At 70.9% G+C, this 16290-nt stretch carries 12 protein-coding genes; 11 read left to right on the top strand and 1 reads right to left on the bottom strand.

What is annotated here, in order from left to right; translation table 11 throughout:
* Window positions 1-9: 9 nt before the first annotated feature.
* The 11 genes from ACFQ0E_RS17965 (at window position 10) to ACFQ0E_RS17915 (ending at window position 15763) form a co-directional block, all read left to right on the top strand.
* Window positions 10-2004, top strand: coding sequence for a type IV pilus secretin PilQ (locus tag ACFQ0E_RS17965; RefSeq protein WP_386826188.1), 1995 nt, complete (start codon window positions 10-12; stop codon window positions 2002-2004).
* 155 nt (window positions 2005-2159) lie between these two features.
* Window positions 2160-3215 (top strand): AAA family ATPase, encoded by a 1056-nt coding sequence (locus ACFQ0E_RS17960; RefSeq protein WP_386826186.1) that lies wholly within the window; start codon window positions 2160-2162, stop codon window positions 3213-3215.
* Window positions 3216-3259: 44 nt separating this feature from the next.
* Window positions 3260-4177, top strand: a complete 918-nt coding sequence (locus ACFQ0E_RS17955) for a DUF58 domain-containing protein (RefSeq protein ID WP_386826185.1) — start codon at window positions 3260-3262, stop codon at window positions 4175-4177.
* The gene (locus ACFQ0E_RS17950; protein ID WP_386826183.1) at window positions 4174-4725 is read left to right on the top strand and encodes a DUF4381 domain-containing protein; all 552 of its coding nucleotides are present in this window, start codon (window positions 4174-4176) and stop codon (window positions 4723-4725) included. Before ACFQ0E_RS17955 ends, ACFQ0E_RS17950 begins: the two co-directional genes overlap by 4 nt.
* Entirely contained in the window at window positions 4722-5765 is a 1044-nt protein-coding gene (locus tag ACFQ0E_RS17945; RefSeq protein ID WP_386826181.1) for a vWA domain-containing protein, read from the top strand. The genes ACFQ0E_RS17950 and ACFQ0E_RS17945 overlap by 4 nt, the downstream gene beginning before the upstream one ends.
* Complete coding sequence (locus ACFQ0E_RS17940) at window positions 5762-7711, top strand: tetratricopeptide repeat protein (protein ID WP_386826179.1); 1950 nt, start codon at window positions 5762-5764, stop codon at window positions 7709-7711. The genes ACFQ0E_RS17945 and ACFQ0E_RS17940 overlap by 4 nt, the downstream gene beginning before the upstream one ends.
* Complete coding sequence (locus tag ACFQ0E_RS17935; protein WP_386826177.1) at window positions 7711-9462, top strand: BatD family protein; 1752 nt, start codon at window positions 7711-7713, stop codon at window positions 9460-9462. The genes ACFQ0E_RS17940 and ACFQ0E_RS17935 overlap by 1 nt, the downstream gene beginning before the upstream one ends.
* Before the next feature lie 96 nt (window positions 9463-9558).
* Window positions 9559-10863 (top strand): dicarboxylate/amino acid:cation symporter, encoded by a 1305-nt coding sequence (locus ACFQ0E_RS17930; protein WP_386826175.1) that lies wholly within the window; start codon window positions 9559-9561, stop codon window positions 10861-10863.
* A 179-nt stretch (window positions 10864-11042) separates the two neighbouring features.
* Window positions 11043-11471, top strand: a complete 429-nt coding sequence (locus ACFQ0E_RS17925) for a hypothetical protein (RefSeq protein WP_386826173.1) — start codon at window positions 11043-11045, stop codon at window positions 11469-11471.
* A gap of 181 nt (window positions 11472-11652) precedes the next feature.
* On the top strand, window positions 11653-13641 hold the full coding sequence (gene tkt, locus ACFQ0E_RS17920) for a transketolase (RefSeq protein ID WP_386826171.1): 1989 nt from the start codon (window positions 11653-11655) through the stop codon (window positions 13639-13641).
* Between the two features lie 43 nt (window positions 13642-13684).
* A complete protein-coding gene (locus ACFQ0E_RS17915) occupies window positions 13685-15763 on the top strand; it encodes a tetratricopeptide repeat protein (RefSeq protein ID WP_386826169.1) in 2079 nt (692 codons plus the stop codon).
* A gap of 67 nt (window positions 15764-15830) precedes the next feature.
* Here the strand turns inward: ACFQ0E_RS17915 and ACFQ0E_RS17910 are convergent, their stop codons facing one another.
* Entirely contained in the window at window positions 15831-16274 is a 444-nt protein-coding gene (locus ACFQ0E_RS17910; RefSeq protein WP_386826167.1) for a hypothetical protein, read from the bottom strand.
* Between the last annotated feature and the right edge of the window lie 16 nt (window positions 16275-16290).

Below are 16290 nucleotides of genomic sequence, written 5' to 3'. Positions count from 1 at the left end.
GATAGCGAAATGATCGTACTCAACGCGCATAGCCAGCAGCAGGGCCGTCGCACGATGCCAATCAGGGCCGCGATGTTCGGCCTGACCGTCGGCCTGTTGTCGGCGCTCAGCGCCGTCAACGCCGCCACGCCCGCACCGGCACCCGCCGCGCAGGCGGGGCAGCAGGTTCCGGCGGTCAGCGCCATCACCGACATCGACTTCAAGCGGGGCGATGGCGGATCGGGCAAGCTGATCCTCCGCTTCGACCGCGACGGCGCCATGCCCGACATGCGGTCGGCCGAGGCCGGCGTGATCGTCGACATCGGCAACGCGAGGCTGCCGGCACACCTGCAGCGCTCGCTGAACGTCACCGACTTCGCGACGCCGGTGCAGAACGTGCAGGCGCTGGCGCAGGGCGATACCAAGACGCAGCTGGTGCTCACGACCACCGGTCCGTTCGAGTCTCTGGCCTACCAGACCGGCAAGGACTACATCGTCGAGCTGGTGCCGCGTGCCGCCACGCCGACGCGCGCCGTCGGCAGCGCCACGGCTGTCGCCGCCACGGCCCAGAAGGCGCCCACGGTGGCCGCGACCGGCAGTGGCCGCGGCTACGGTGGTCGTGCGGTGACCTTCAACTTCCAGGACATCCCGGTCCGCACGGTGCTGCAGCTGATCGCCGAAGAGTCCGGGCTCAACATCGTCGCCAGCGACACCACCCAGGGCAACGTCACCCTGCGCCTGATCAACGTGCCGTGGGACCAGGCGCTGGATCTGGTGCTGCAGGCCAAGCAGCTCGACAAGCGCCGCAGCGGCAACGTCATCTGGGTCGCGCCGCAGGCGGAAATCGCCAAGTTCGAGCAGGACAAGGAAGATGCCCGCATCGCGATCGAGAACCGCGCCGAGACGGTCACCGAATACATCCCGGTGAGCTACGGCAACGCCGAGGACATCGCCAAGCTGCTGACCGACGAGAGCAAGGGCAATTCCGGTGGCGGTGGCGGTGCGGCCGGCAGCTCGGGCGGTGCAGGCCAGAGCCGCGGCTTCCTGTCCTCGCGCGGCAGCATCAGCTTCGACCGCCGTACCAACACCCTGCTGGTGATCGACATCCCGGCGCGCGTCGCCGAGGTCCGCCGCCTCGTGGCGCAGCTGGACACGCCGGTCGACCAGGTGCTGATCGAAGCCAAGGTGGTCATCGCCACCGAAGACTTCGCGCGTGAACTCGGCGCCAAGTTCGGCATCAACGGCAGCAAGAACAACGTCACGTTCGGCAACAACATCGCCAACACGACCGCGACCCGCAACTCGATCACGCAGACCGACAACGCCTATCTCGCGGCGTACCGCGCCTGGATCGCGGGCGGTCAGGTCGGCCCGGCGCCGATCCGCGGAAGCTCCACGATCAGCAAGGGCAACAACGTCGATCTCGGCGTGCTGGCCGGCGGCCTGCTGTCGTCCAACCCGGCGACGATGGCCTTCACCATCCTCAACGCCGGCTACGCCCTCGACATCGAACTGTCGGCGATGCAGGAAGAAGGCCGCGGCGAAGTGATCTCCAGCCCGCGCGTCGTGACCAGCAACCAGCGCGAAGCGATCATCAAGCAGGGTCGCGAAATCGGCTACGTCACCACCCAGTCGAGCAACGGTCAGATCACCCAGACCGTGAACTTCAAGGACGTGGTGCTGGAACTGCGCGTCACCCCGACCATCACCAACGACGGTCGCGTCTTCCTGAACCTGCTGGTGAAGAAGGATGAGCTGGAAGACTTCATCGACACGGTCGCCGGCTCGGTGCCGCTGATCGCCAAGCGTGAAGTCACCACTGCCGTGCTGATCGAAGACGGCAACACCGTGGTCGTCGGCGGCGTGTACGAGTTCAGCGACCGCAGCCAGGCATCGAAGGTGCCGTTCCTCGCCGACCTGCCGGTGCTGGGCAACCTGTTCAAGAAGCGCGGCCGCTCGAAGGGCAAGGCCGAGCTGCTGATCTTCGTCACCCCGAAGGTCATGAAGGTCGCGCCGCGCGTCTGATCGACGCGGCATCGATCGCAAGCGCGTTTCGACGGACGGGGGCTTCGGCCCCCGTTTCGTTTGGAGGCGTGGTGTCGTGCATTCCGCAGGCCGCGGGATGAACATTTCCGTCCCGCATCGGTCAAACTCCGCGTTCGAGACTGCCCGAGGGACGCGTGCCGATGCCACCAGGAACGACCGAGACGGGCCTTCACGCCCATGACGCCGAAGCGCAGGGCGAGGCTGCGCGCCTGCATGCGGCCTTCACCGCGCTGCGGGCGCGGCTGTCGACCGAGATCGTCGGCCAGGCGGCGCTGGTCGAGCGGCTGCTGATCGCCCTGCTCGCCGACGGACACCTGCTGGTCGAAGGCGCGCCCGGCCTTGCCAAGACGACCGCGATCCGTGCGCTGGCCAGCCGGCTGGAAGCGGATTTCGCACGCGTGCAGTTCACCCCGGACCTGCTGCCCGCCGACTTGACCGGCACAGAGGTCTGGCGTCCGCAGGATGGCGGCTTCCAGTTCCAGCCCGGCCCGATCTTCCACTCGCTGCTGCTTGCCGACGAGATCAACCGCGCGCCGGCCAAGGTGCAGTCGGCGCTGCTCGAAGCGATGGGTGAGCGCCAGGTCACCGTGGGCCGGCAGACCTATGCGCTGCCCGACCTGTTCCTGGTGATGGCGACCCAGAATCCGATCGAACAGGAAGGCACGTTCCCGCTGCCCGAGGCGCAGCTCGACCGCTTCCTGATGTACGTGCGCATCGGCTACCCCGACGCGTCGATGGAGGCCGAGATCCTGCGCCTGGCGCGTGAGCGCGCGCGCAGCGGCCAGGCCGCGACCGCGCCGATGCAGGGCGAAGGCCATGCGCCGCTCCGGCTGTCGCAGGCCGACGTGTTCGCGGCGCGCGCCGCAGTGCTGGACGTGCATGTCGCACCCGCGCTGGAGCGTTACCTGATCGAGCTGGTGCTGGCCTCGCGCGATGCGCGGCGCTACGACGCCGCGCTCGCACGCCGGATCGGCTGGGGTGCGAGTCCGCGCGGTTCGATCGCGCTGGAGCGCTGCGCGCGTGCGCGCGCCTGGCTGTCCGGTCGCGACTTCGTGACCCCGGAGGACGTGCGCGCGGTCGCGCTGGATGTGCTCCGTCATCGCGTGCTGCCCAGCTACGAAGCCGTGGCCGAAGGCTGGGACGGCGAACGCCTGGTACAGGCGCTGCTCGACAAGGTGCCGCTGCCTTGACCACCGCTGTATCGAGCCGGCGCTGAGGACACGCGGAGCACGCGATGAGCGAAGGGATCACGCCGAGCCTGGATGAACTGGTGGCGCTGCGCCGTGCCGTGGTCGGTCGTCGGCCGCCGCGCCGTGGCCACCATGGCCTGAGCGGGCAGGCGCCGTCGGCGGTGCGCGGACGCGGCATGGAGTACGCTGAATCGCGCGAGTACGCGATCGGCGACGACGCGCGGCACATCGACTGGCGACTGACCGCGCGCACCGGCAAGCCGCATACGAAACTGTTCCAGGCCGAGCGCGAACGGTTGACCCTGATCGTCGCCGATACCGCGCCGACCCTGTATTTCGGCACGCGGGTGCGCTTCAAGTCGGTGCAGGCCGCCCGTGCGGGCGCGCTGGCGGCCTGGGTGGCGGTGCGCGACGGCGACCGCATCGCCGCGCTGCGCGGGAGTTCGAGCGAGGCGCCGGTGGTGCCGGTCTCGGGCGTGCGCGGTGCGCTGCGCGTGCTCGATGCGATGGTGCGCTGGTACGCGCGCGCGCCCGCTCAGGACGATGGCTTCGCGGTCGCGCTGGACCATGCCGATCGCCTCGCGCGACCGGGCACGCGGCTGGTGGTGCTGGCCGATCCTTTGAGCGCGGCCGGCATCGCGCAGACCCGCTGGACCACGCTGGCCCAGCATCGCGAAGTCATCGTGCTGCTGCTGAGCGATCCGCTGGAGCGCGAGCCGCCTGCCGCGCGCTTGCCTTTCCTCGTCGAACGCATGGCCGCTTCCGGCGTTTCGGTGTTGCGGCGTGTCGAACTCGATCTCGGCGGCGACGCGTTGCGCCGGCGCTGGCGCGAGGCCTTCGTCGCGCCGCTGCAGCAGGCCCAGGACACGCTGGCGCGCAGCGGCATCCGTTGCCATGTGCTGTCGTCCGAAGCGCCGAGCGACGGCTGGCTGTCGCTGCTGGCTGGAGCGCGCGGCGCATGACCGGCCTCCTGTCGCGCGTGATGTCGCAAGCCGTCATCGATCCGGCGACCAATCCGGCGACATTGCCGCTGCGCGACGCGCATCTGCCCGAGGCGCCCGGCTGGTGGCCGCCGCCGATGGGCTGGTGGCTGGTTGCGATTGCCGTCGCCCTGATGCTGCTCATCCTCCTGCTGTGGCGTCGTCATGCGCGTCGTCGCCGCATCGCCGCCGAAGCGCTGTTCGACGCGACGGTCGATGCCGCGCCGAGCGAGGTCGCGCGCATCGCCGCGATGTCCGAACTGCTGCGCCGCGCCGCGCGCCGGCGCGATCCCTCCGCCGACCGGCTGCAGGGTGCGGACTGGCTGCATTTCCTCGATGAGGGGCCGCGTGCGCGTGGTGCCGCGACGTTCGCGGACGTGGGCGGCGTGCTGCTCGACGGCGGCTTCCGGCGCGAGGTCGATGCTTCGGCGGTCGCCGCACTGCGCCCGGTGGCGCGCGCGCGTTTCGTCGCGCTGATGCGCGGTGCGCCGCGACGCTGGCGCCTGCCCCGGCTGCGGAGGCGCGCATGACGCTCGCCGAACTGTTCGCGCCGCTGTTCGCTGCGTTCGCGTGGCCCTGGCTGCTGCTTGCGTTGCCCCTGCCGTGGCTGGCGCGGCGCGTGCTGCCCGGGCGCGATGCCGGCGCACCGGGTTTGCGCGTGCCCTACGGCGACCGCCTCGGCGCGCTCGCCGGCAACACCGGGCCAGTGCGCGCGCGCGGCATTCCCGCGCTGGCCTGGCTGGCCTGGTGCCTGCTGGTCGTGGCGGCAGCGCGCCCGCAGCAGTTGGGCGACGTGGTGCAGCCGCCGCAGACCGGACGCGACCTCATGCTGGCCGTGGACCTGTCCGGCAGCATGGAGGAACGCGACATCGAACTTGGCGGTCGCGTGGTGTCGAGGCTGACCGCCGGCAAGGCGGTGATCGCCGACTTCCTGGAGCGCCGCGCAGGCGATCGCGTCGGCCTGATCGTGTTCGGCGAACGCGCCTATGCGCTGACCCCGCTCACCCGCGACCTCGACACCGTGCGCGAGCAGCTCGACGGCACGGTCACGCGGCTGGCCGGCGGCGGCACCGCGATCGGCGACGCGATCGCGCTGGCGACCAAGCGCCTGCGCAAGCAGCCGCCGGGGCAACGCGTGCTGATCCTGCTCACCGATGGCGTGAACAGCGCGGGCATCCTCGATCCGCTGAAGGCTGCGGAGCTGGCGCGCGACGACGGCGTGCGCATCCACACCATCGCGTTCGGCGGCTACGGCGCCGGCCTGTCGGTGTTCGGCGTGCCGATCCGCATGCCCGGCCAGGCCCAGCAGACCGACGAGACCACGCTGCAGCGCATCGCGCAGACCACCGGCGGTCGCGCCTTCGTCGCGCGCGATGTCGACCAGTTGCTGGGCATCTACGCCGATATCGATCGCATCGAACCGGTGAAGCATCCGGGCCTGCGCCTGCGTCCGCGCATCGAGCGATTTGCCTGGCCGCTGGCCGGCGCGCTGCTGTGCGCGGCGCTGATGCTGCTTCTGGGCGCCGCAGGCCAGGCGGGCGTGCGAGTGCCGGGGAGAGCGTCGCGATGAGCGTGGCGCAGATGCCCGAGTCGATCCAGGCCTTCGTCGCAGGCTTCCAGTTCGTGCGGCCGTGGTGGCTGCTCGCGTTGCTCCTGGTGCCCGTGCTGCCGTGGTGGTTGCACCGCCAGCGCCGGCGCCGCAATGCCTGGCGCGAAGCGGTCGATGCGCACCTGCTGCGTCACCTCATCGAAGGCGGCGACGCCGGCGAGGGCGGCCGCCTCGCGCGCGGGCACGTGCTGGCCACGCTCGCCCTGATCCTCGCCGTCCTGGCACTGGCCGGCCCGAGCTGGCGCAGCCTGCCGCAGCCGCTGTGGCAGGACCGCACGCCGCTGGTGATCGCGGTGGACCTGTCCGAAGCCTCGACCGCCGCCGATCTGCCGCCGTCGCGCCTGCTGCAGATGCGCGCCAAGCTCACCCGTCTGCTGCGCGAGCGCGGCGGCGGGCAGATCGCGCTGGTCGCGTTCGCCGACGATGCCTACATCGTGTCGCCGCTCACCGACGACGCCGCCAACATCGAGCTGTTCGTCGATGCGCTGTCGCCCGATGTGATGCCCGACGACGGCCAGCGTGCCGAGCGCGCGATCCGCGAATCGGTGCTGCTGCTCGAGCGCGCCGGTTTCCCGCGCGGCGACATCCTGCTGATGACCCATCGTGCCGATGCCAGCGCGCGCCGCGCGGCGGGCGAGGCCCGCACCGCCGGCTTCCGTGTGTCGGTGCTGGGCCTGGGCACGGCCGAAGGCGGCAGTTACGTCGACAGGCGTGGACGTCGCCAGCGCACGGCGCTGGATGTCGACGGCCTGCGCGCGACGGCCGATGCCGGCGATGGCCGCTTCGTGCCGGCGTCGGTGGACGACAGCGATCTGCGCGCGCTCGGCGTGCTGCGTGCCGACCGCGTGGAAGATGCGGTCGCCGACGAGCGCAGGCGCGGCGCGCTGGCGATCGACGAAGGCTTCTGGCTGCTGCCGCCGCTGCTGCTGCTCGCGCTGTTCGCATTCCGGCGCGGCGTGCTGGCGGTCGCGCTGCTGGCGCTGTGCCTGCCGTGGCAGGTGGTCCATGCCGACGACGGCACGCTCTGGCAACGTCGCGACCAGGCGCAGCACGCGCGGCTGCAACGTGGTGTCGAGGCCTATCGATCAGGCGACTACAAGGCGGCGATGTCGCACTGGGCCGACCTGCCCGGCGCCGATGCCGCCTACAACCGCGGCAACGCGCTGGCGCGGCAGGGGCGCTACGACGAGGCCATCGCCGAATACGACCGCGCCCTGCGCCTGCAGCCGGGCATGGCGGATGCCATCGAGAACCGGCGCGTGGCGTCCGCCGCGCGGCAGCAGCAGGCGCAGCGCAAGCCGCAGCCCGGCTCGAAAGACCAGGCGGGGGAGGACAAGGACCAGCAGGGCAAGGATCAGCAGGGCAAGGACCAGCAGGGCAAGGACCAGCAGGGCAAGGACCAGCAGGGCAAGGATCAGCAGGGCAAGGATCAGCAGGGCAAGGATCAGCAGGGCAAGGACCAGCAGGGCAAGGATCAGCAGGGCAAGGATCAGGCCGGCAAGATCGGGCAGGAAGGCCAGCGCCAGGCAGGTACGCCGCCGCCTTCGCCCGGGACCGGAATGCCCCGGACCCCCGCGCAGGCAGGGCAGAAGATGCCGGCACCGACGCCCGCCCAGAGCACGACCCGTCCGTCCGGACCCGCGACGCCTGCGGATATCGCCGCGCAGCGCCAGGCCGATGCCGCGCAGCGCGAACGCATGCGCCGCGCGCAGGGCGCATCCCCGTCGACCACGCCGCCCGCAGGCGCGCCATCGCCCGGCACCGTGCCATCCGGCCAGGCGGCGCCCGGCGGGCGACGCCTCGCCAACGAGGCCTGGCTGCGCCGCGTGCCCGACGACCCGGGCGGCCTGCTGCGCGAGAAGTTCAAGCTCGAAGAGCGCCGCCGTCGCCGCGAGGACGATCGCTGATGCGTCGCGCCTGCCCGCAGCGTGTCGGCCGGCTTGCCGGGATCGCGCTGCTGTTGTGCCTGGCGCTGGCCTGGACGACGGCGGCGCAGGCCCAGGTACGTGCCTGGCTGGAACCCGACCGCATCGCGCTCGACGAAACGACCGAACTGAGCATCGAGATCGACGGCATCAGCGCCCATGGCCTGCCGGACCTGTCCCTGCTCAGCCAGGACTTCCGCGTGCTCGATCAGGGCGTCGCGCAGCAGGTCGATCTGTCCAACGGCCAGCTCAACCTGCGCATCATCATGCGCATGCGCCTGCAGCCCCGGCGCGAAGGCGTGCTGCAGGTGCCGATCCTGCAGATCGGCAACGGCACGACGCCGCCGCTGCGGCTGGTGGTGGGTCCGCCGAAGACCCCGGTGCCGAAGGCGGTCGCGCCGGACGATCCCGCCCTGGCCGCGCAGCCGCTGTTCCTTGAATCGAAGCTCGACACCCCGTCGCCCTACGTGCAGCAGACGGTCGGCTACACCGTGCGCCTGTACTACGAGGCCGGCAGCCTGATCGACGGTCGCCTGGACCAGGACGCCCCCGACGGCGCCAGCCTGCAGCAGCTCGGCGAGGACATGCAGCACACCCTGCGTGTCGGCGACCGCTTCTACAAGGTGCTGGAACGTCGCTACCTGCTGATTCCGGAGCGCCCCGGCACGCTGACCGTGCCGCCCGCGCGCTTCCAGGGACGCAGTCTCGGCGTGTTCGGCGATCCCTTCGACACCGCGCGCCAAGAAGTGCGTGCGCGCGGCCGTCCGCAGACCCTGCAGGTCAAGCCGATCCCGCCCGCCGCGCCGCAGCCGTGGTTGCCGCTGCGCGCGCTGAGCCTGCGCTACCTGGAAACGCCCAGGTCGCTGCGCGCCGGCGAGAGCGCGACGGTCACCGTCGAGCTGCATGCCGATGGCGCGACCACCAGTCAGCTGCCGGCGCTGGAGCTGAAGACCGGGGAGGGCGCGCGCGTGTTTCCCGATCAGGCCCGGCGCAACGACCGCTTCCTCGAAGGCCGGCCGCTGGGCACGATCACGCGGCGGTTCGCCGTGCTGTCCTCGCGCGCCGGCACCCTGCGCGTGTCCGCGCCGCGCATTACCTGGTGGGATGCCCAGGCCGGCGTCGCCCGCGTCGCCAGCCTGCCGGACATCGTGCTCGACGTCGCCCCGGGCAAGGTCACGACGGCGGCGGGCAGCACCGAATCCGCCCAGGCCCGCAATCCGCGCGCCAGCGACTGGCCGCGATGGTTGCCGCGCGGTGCGTGGCTGGTGGCCACGGTCGTGCTCGTCCTGCTCTGGATCGGCACCGTGTGGTGGGCCTGGCGCCTGCTCATGCGCCATCGCGCGCAGCAGGACGCCGCCGCCGGGCGTCCCTCGGCGATGCCCGGGGACACCCACGGGGCCACCCTGCAGGCGCAGGCATCGATACCGGCATCGGCACCTTCGACGCCGGACTGGTCGCGCGCGCTCGCCGAAGGCGATCCGGCGCTGCTCCTGCGCGCGCTCTGCGCACTGGCCTCGCCGGCGGCCGCCGATGCCGACGCCCTCCGCGAACGCCTGGCGGATCCCGCGCAGCGCGAGGCCGTCGCCGGCCTGCAGCGCGCGTGCTGGGGCGACGGCGACCGCGCCGCCGCCGTGGCGACCGCACGCACCGCGTTCGCGTCCGGTCCGCGCTGGCGCGCCGCATCGGCCGCGAGGCCCGGCGATGCCGCACTGCCGCCGCTGTATCCCGATTGAGAAGGCCCGCGTGGCTGGACACCCCCGGCAGGCCCGACCCGCCGGGACAGCCTCGGTTCGCCTGATATCCTTCCCCGTCACCTTGAGAGAGCCTTCATGAGCACCGAGACCGCCGCCGCGTCCCCGAGCATGCCCATGCACTGGAAGATCGCCCTGGGCTTCGCCGCCGGCATCGCGCTCGGCATGCTGGTCTACGCCTTCGTCGGCACCGACCACGCCTGGGTGAAGGGCTTCATCGACTACGTCACCACGCCGTTCTCGAAGATCTTCCTGCGCCTGATCTTCATGCTGGTGATCCCGCTGCTGTTCTCCGCGCTGGTGGTCGGCATCGGCGAGATGGGCGACGTGCGCGCGCTCGGTCGGATCGGCTGGCGCACTCTGGCCTACACCACCGTGCTGTCCGCGATCGCGGTGCTGATCGGCCTGCTGCTGGTGAACTGGCTCAAGCCCGGCGTCGGCGTGGACAGCGCCGAGGCCACGCGGATGATGAGCGAGAGCGCCGAGCGTGCGCAGGCCATCGTCAGCGACAGCAATACCCAGGCCAAGGGCCTGGACATGCTGATCGCCATCGTCCCGGACAACGTGGTCAAGGCCGCCGCCGACAACACCATCCTCGCGGTGATGTTCTTCGCGCTGATGCTGGGCATCGGCCTCGTGCTGACCCGCAGTGAATCGACCAGCACGCTCAAGCGCGCGATCGAGGGCCTGTTCGACGTGTCGATGACGCTGATCGGCCTGGTCATCAAGCTCGCACCGTACGCGGTGTTCTGCCTGATGTTCAACCTCGTCGCGCAGTTCGGCTGGGACCTGCTGGTGCGCCTCGGTGCGTTCGTGCTGGTGGTGCTGCTCGCCCTGGCCATCCACCAGTTCGTGGTCTATTCGGCGGCGATCGCATTGATCGCGAAACGCTCGCCGCTGGGTTTCTTCCGAGACGTGCAGGAAGCCATGCTCATGGCCTTCTCCACCGCGTCCAGCAACGCCACCCTGCCGACCGCGCTGCGCGTGGCCGACCAGAAGCTGAAGCTGCCCAGGCGCGTGTCGCGCTTCGTGCTGACCGTCGGCGCCACCGCCAACCAGAACGGCACTGCGCTGTTCGAAGGCGTGACCGTGCTGTTCCTCGCGCAGTATTTCGGGATCGAGCTGAGTCTCGCGCAGCAGGTCACGGTGATGTTCGTCTGCATCCTCGGCGGCATCGGCACCGCCGGCGTGCCGTCCGGCTCGCTGCCGGTGATCGCGCTGATCTGCGCCATGGTCGGCGTGCCGCCCGAGGGCATCGGCCTGGTGCTGGGCGTGAACCATTTTCTCGACATGTGCCGGACCACGGTGAATGTCACCGGCGACCTCGGCATCGCTGCGATGGTCGCCCACGGCGAGAGCGACGAGACGCCCGACAAGGCCTGATCGGGCGCTTCTCCGCGCCAACCCGCACGCACGAGGTTCGGACAGCCACGCCGTTCACGCCCGCATCGCCGGGCATGGGTTACGCTTGCGCCCGTCGCCGCACCCCCGTGCGCGACGGCCCACCCACCACCTGGCACATGGACGCCCGCCGGGGCGTCGCAACGATGGAGAACCGAACGATGAAGACGACGCTGTGGATCGCCGCAGGCCTGCTGGCCTTCGCTGCCCCGACGATGGCCGCCGACGCCCGCCCCTGCGAAAGCAACTACCAGCAGGGCGGCAGCTTCCTCAGCGGCCGCAGCTTCAGCACCTGGGAGATTGTCCCCGGCGTGAAGCCGTCGGAAGCCTTCAGCCGCATCCAGGCCGACGGCCTGAAGTCCGGCCTGCGCGTGGCCTCGTCCGACAAGGGCTCGGGCACGCTGTCGTTCGAGCAGAACGCCGCACACAAGGGCCAGACCATCCAGCTGCCCTGGAACATCGTCATCGAAGGCGCCGGCAAGGACACCAAGGTCACGGTCAGCAAGTCCACGCCGCCGGGCTACGCCTCGGGCAAGGAAACCCAGATCAAGTCGATGTGCGCAGTGATCGATTCCGCACGCAAGAAGTAAGCGACGGATCCCGTAGGAGGGCCTTCAGGCCCGAGCTTCTCGGAGGGAAAAGCTCGGGCCTGAAGGCCCTCCTGCCTTTTCGCCGCACGTCCGTCGGCGATGTTGGCCCTCCGGGGGCCCGGGATGGGACAATGGGCGGCCCGCGAACCGCCGGGCGCCGCCGACCTCCATCCCGCTTCCCATGACGACGCCCAGCCGCCGCGACCTCGCCAACGCCCTCCGTTTCCTCGCCATCGACGCCGTCCAGGCCGCCAACTCCGGCCATCCCGGCATGCCCATGGGCATGGCCGACATCGCCGAAGTGCTCTGGAACGACTACTACCGCCACAACCCGAACAACCCGCACTGGGCCAACCGCGACCGCTTCGTGCTGTCGAACGGGCATGGCTCGATGCTGCAGTACGGCCTGCTGCACCTCGCCGGCTACGACCTGTCGATCGACGAGCTGAAGAACTTCCGCCAGCTCGGCTCGAAGACCGCCGGACATCCCGAGAACCACATGACCCCGGGCGTGGAGACCACCACCGGTCCGCTCGGCCAGGGCTTCGCCAACGCCGTCGGTTTCGCGCTCGCGGAGAAGCTGCTGGCGCAGCGCTTCAACCGTCCCGGCTACGACATCGTCGACCACCGCACCTGGGTGTTCATGGGCGACGGCTGCCTGATGGAAGGCGTCTCGCACGAAGCCGCGTCGCTGGCCGGCACCTGGAAGCTCAACAAGCTGATCGCGTTCTGGGACGACAACAACATCTCCATCGATGGCCAGGTGCAGGGCTGGTTCACCGACGACACCCCGGCGCGCTTCGAGGCCTACGGCTGGAACGTCGTGCGCGGCGTCGATGGCCATGACCCGGTTGCGATCAAGGGCGCGATCGACAGCGCGCTGGGTTCGGACAAGCCGGTGCTGATCTGCTGCCGCACCACGATCGGTTTCGGTTCGCCAGCGAAGGCTGGCAAGGAGTCCTCGCACGGCGCACCGCTGGGCAAGGACGAAGTCGCCGCGACCCGCGCCGCACTGCACTGGCCGCATGCGCCGTTCGAGATCCCGCAGGCCGTCGCCAAGGCCTGGTCGGCGCGCGAGGCCGGCACGACGAACGAACACGCCTGGGCGAACCTGTTCGACCGCTACGCTGCCGCGCATCCCGAGGCCGCCGCCGAGTTCAATCGCCGCCTCGCCGGCGAATTGTCCGCCGATTTCGCCGCGAACGCCGATGCCTACATCGCCAAGCTGCAGGCCGAGGGCCCGGTCGTGGCCTCGCGCAAGGCTTCGCAGATGGCGATCGAAACCTTCGCGCCGTTGCTGCCGGAACTGGTCGGTGGTTCCGCCGATCTCGCGCATTCCAACCTGACCCTGTGGAAGGGCAGCAAGTCGGTCGCCGGCAGCGATCCGGACGCGAACTACGTCTATTACGGCGTGCGCGAATTCGCGATGACCGCGATCAGCAATGGCCTGGCCCTGCACGGTGGTTTCCTGCCGTACGACGCCACCTTCCTGGTGTTCAGCGATTACGCGCGCAATGCGGTGCGCATGAGCGCGCTGATGGGCGCGCAGGCGATCCACGTCTACACGCACGATTCCATCGGCCTCGGCGAAGACGGCCCGACCCACCAGCCGGTCGAGCACCTCGCTTCGCTGCGCTACATCCCCGACAACGACGTGTGGCGTCCCTGCGACGCGGTCGAATCGGCGGTGTGCTGGCGCGCCGCGATCGAGCGCAAGGACGGCCCGTCCTGCCTGATCTTCTCGCGCCAGAACCTGCCGCACCAGGCGCGCAGCGAAGCACAGGTCGCCGACATCCGTCGTGGCGGCTACGTGCTGAAGGACAGCGTCGGCGCGCCGGAATTCATCCTGATCGCCACCGGTTCGGAAGTGGGCCTCGCCATGCAGGCCGCCGAACAGCTCGGCGACGGCGCGCGCGTGGTGTCGATGCCCTCGACCGACGTGTTCGACCGCCAGGATGCTGCCTACCGCGAATCCGTGCTGCCCAAGGCCTGCCGCAAGCGCGTCGCCGTCGAAGCGGGCGTGCGCGATTTCTGGCGCAAGTACGTCGGCCTGGACGGCGAGGTGATCGGCATCGACACCTACGGCGCCTCGGCCCCGGCCGAGAAGCTGTATCCGCACTTCGGCATCACCGTCGACGCGGTGGTGGCGGCGGCGCGTTCGCTGGGCTGATCCGGCCCCTCGTCCCGTGGCGCCGGTCGCGCGTGGCATGCGCATGAGGCGGGCTGCCTGCATCCGTGTCGGCGCGGGCAGCCTCGCGCTGGCGTGCGCGCTCGCCGGCGTGTCCGCCGCGCACGCCGCTGCGCCGGTCGACTGCGTGCGTCAGGCCTTCGCGCCGGTCGTGCCGGCGCGTTGCGAAGCGCGTGCACCGGGGGACTGGTTCGCCCGGGTGGATGCGCTGCGCGCGGCCGACGACCTGGCCGGCGCGGAGCGCGCGCTCGGCTGCGCGGCCGGCCACGTGCTGTCCGCCGGGGATGTCCGCGCGCATTACGAACTGGTGCGCCGCGCCGGCATCCTCGACTACAGCCGCGATCGTCCTGCCGAAGCGCTGGCGCGCTTCGAGTGCGCGCAGGGCCTCGCCGACGCGCTCGGCGATCGCGCCGCGTCGTCGAAGCAGTGGAAGAACATCGGCAGCAGCCTGCGCCGGATCGGCGACTATGCCGGCGCGATGCAGGCGCTGTCGCGCAGTCTGCGCATGCAGCGCGAAGCCGGCGACCCGGCCACCGGGCCGGTGCTCAACAACATCGCCGATGTCTACCGCGACATGGAGCAGGCGGACGATGCCGAGCGCTACTATCGCGACGCCCTGCGCGCGTTCCGTGCCTCGGGTGATGCGATCCAGGCCGCGCATGTCCACGACAGCCTGAGCGAGATCGCGCTGGAACGCGGCGATGCCGCTGCGGCCGGTGCGCTGCTGCGCGACGGACTCCGTGAACTGCGCGCGCAGGAGCCGGGCCACGACGGCGCGCGCCGCTACCAGTTGATGCTGCTCGCCGGACTGGCGCGCGCGTCGATCGCCGCCGACGACCTGCCTGCCGCGCGCGCGCATGTCGACGAAGGCCTCGCGCTGGCATCGGCGCATGCCTTGCCGGTGCCGGCGGAACTGCAACTGGAAGCCGCGCGCGTGGATCGCCTGTCGGGACGACGCGAGGTCGCGCTCGCACGCCTGCGCGAAGCGCTGGCCGCGCGCCCGGACGCCCCCGGCATGCAGGCGGCCTTGCTGCGCGAGACGGCGCAGGCACTGGAAGAGATGGGGCGCGGCGCCGAAGCGCTGGCCGCGCTGCGCGATGCGCATGCGCGCGAGGTCGCGGACCTGCGCGCGCAGCGCGATCGCGGCCTGGCGTGGTCGAACGCGCGCTTCAACCTCAACGAATCGCGCCGGCGCATCGCCGAGGTCGAGGCCGAGAATCGCCGACGCACGCTGATGCTCTGGCTCACCGCGGTGTCTGCGATCGCCGCGCTGTCGCTGCTGAGCCTGTATTTCCTGCGCCGCCAGCAGCTCGCGCGACTCGCCGAAGCCGCGCGTCGTGCGCGCTACGAGGAAGCGCTGGCGCATTACCGCCGCGAGGCGGATGCGCTGGCCGAAGATCGCCGCCTGCTGCAGGCGCTGCTCGACAGCCGCGAGGAAGCGCTGGCCCTGCTCGATGCCGAAGGCCGCACGCTGGCGATCAACCGCGCGGCGTGCGCGCTGCTCGGCGTCGCGCCCGGCGCGGAGAACGTGTCCTCGCTGCCGGAGCGGCTGTCCGGCGAGCACGCACTCGCGTTCCGGCAATCGCTGGATCGCATGGAGGATGCCCAGCACCAGTCGCTGCGCCTGCCGCTGGGCGTGGACGGAGAGGCGCTGCGTGTCGAACTGCGGCCGTGGGAGCACGGGGATGGCCTGGTGGTGCTGGCGCTGGAGGCAGACGCCCCGGTTCCGGTCGAAGCGTGCGAGACCCCGCCGTCCTCACCTCCGGCCGACGCCGGCCGCGAGCGTTTCCGCCGCGAACTGGTCGAACTCATGCTTGCCGTGGTCGATGCCTGGGAGAGCAGCACCGGGCTCAACCGCATCGAACTGGCCGAACGCAGCCGGATCTGGCGCGTCGGCATCGACGACGGGCGGCTGCGCGCCCGCGCGATGGAGCGTTATCTCGGCTTGTCGCGCTTGCCGCAGAACCCGCGCTGGCGCGACGTGCTGCGCTCGGCGTACTACGTGCTGGGCCACTGCGAGAAGCTGGCGCCGGAGATGCGCGACGCGCTGCAGCAGCGCATCGACGGCATCCTGGCGATGACCCGGCGCGACGCGCTGGGATGAGTGCCCGGATCGGCGCGACGGGACCGGCGAACCGGTCCTTGCGCATCGCGACCGGGCAGGGCCGGGTTCACTCCGAGACCGTGCAGACCGCGCAGGAACCCTGCAGCCCGTTCTCGTAGTTGAAGGCGGTGTGGTGCTGCGGCGAGTTGTAGGCCGACGGCGCGGTGATGTTGATGATCACATCGGGGTTGCCGCCGGCCGCGCCGCAGTAGTGCTGGGCGATGTAGGTGGCCATGTTCCAGCGGTCGACGATCCCGCAGCGGCCGTCCGCTTCGCGTTCGGCCAGGCCTTCGGCGATCAGCCCCTCCGGCCCCAGGGTCAGTTCGACCTGGCGGGCCATCGCCCGCAGCTCCTGGCGGCTGAAGTTGAAGGTCGCGACGATCTGCGGCTTGGCGTCCGGGTTCGTGCACCAGTTGGCGGGCATGGTCTCGTGGGCGCGGACCGTCGCCGGCAGGGCGGCGGCGAACAGCAGCGGGAGGCACAGCATGGAAAGGGCCGGGATCGGGCGCATGGCGAAGTCTGTCGGT

Source organism: Lysobacter brunescens (genome assembly GCF_042677005.1).
GTDB classification, from domain to species: Bacteria; Pseudomonadota; Gammaproteobacteria; order Xanthomonadales; family Xanthomonadaceae; genus Lysobacter_I; species Lysobacter_I brunescens.
This window is presented reverse-complemented; position numbering and strand designations above follow the sequence as displayed.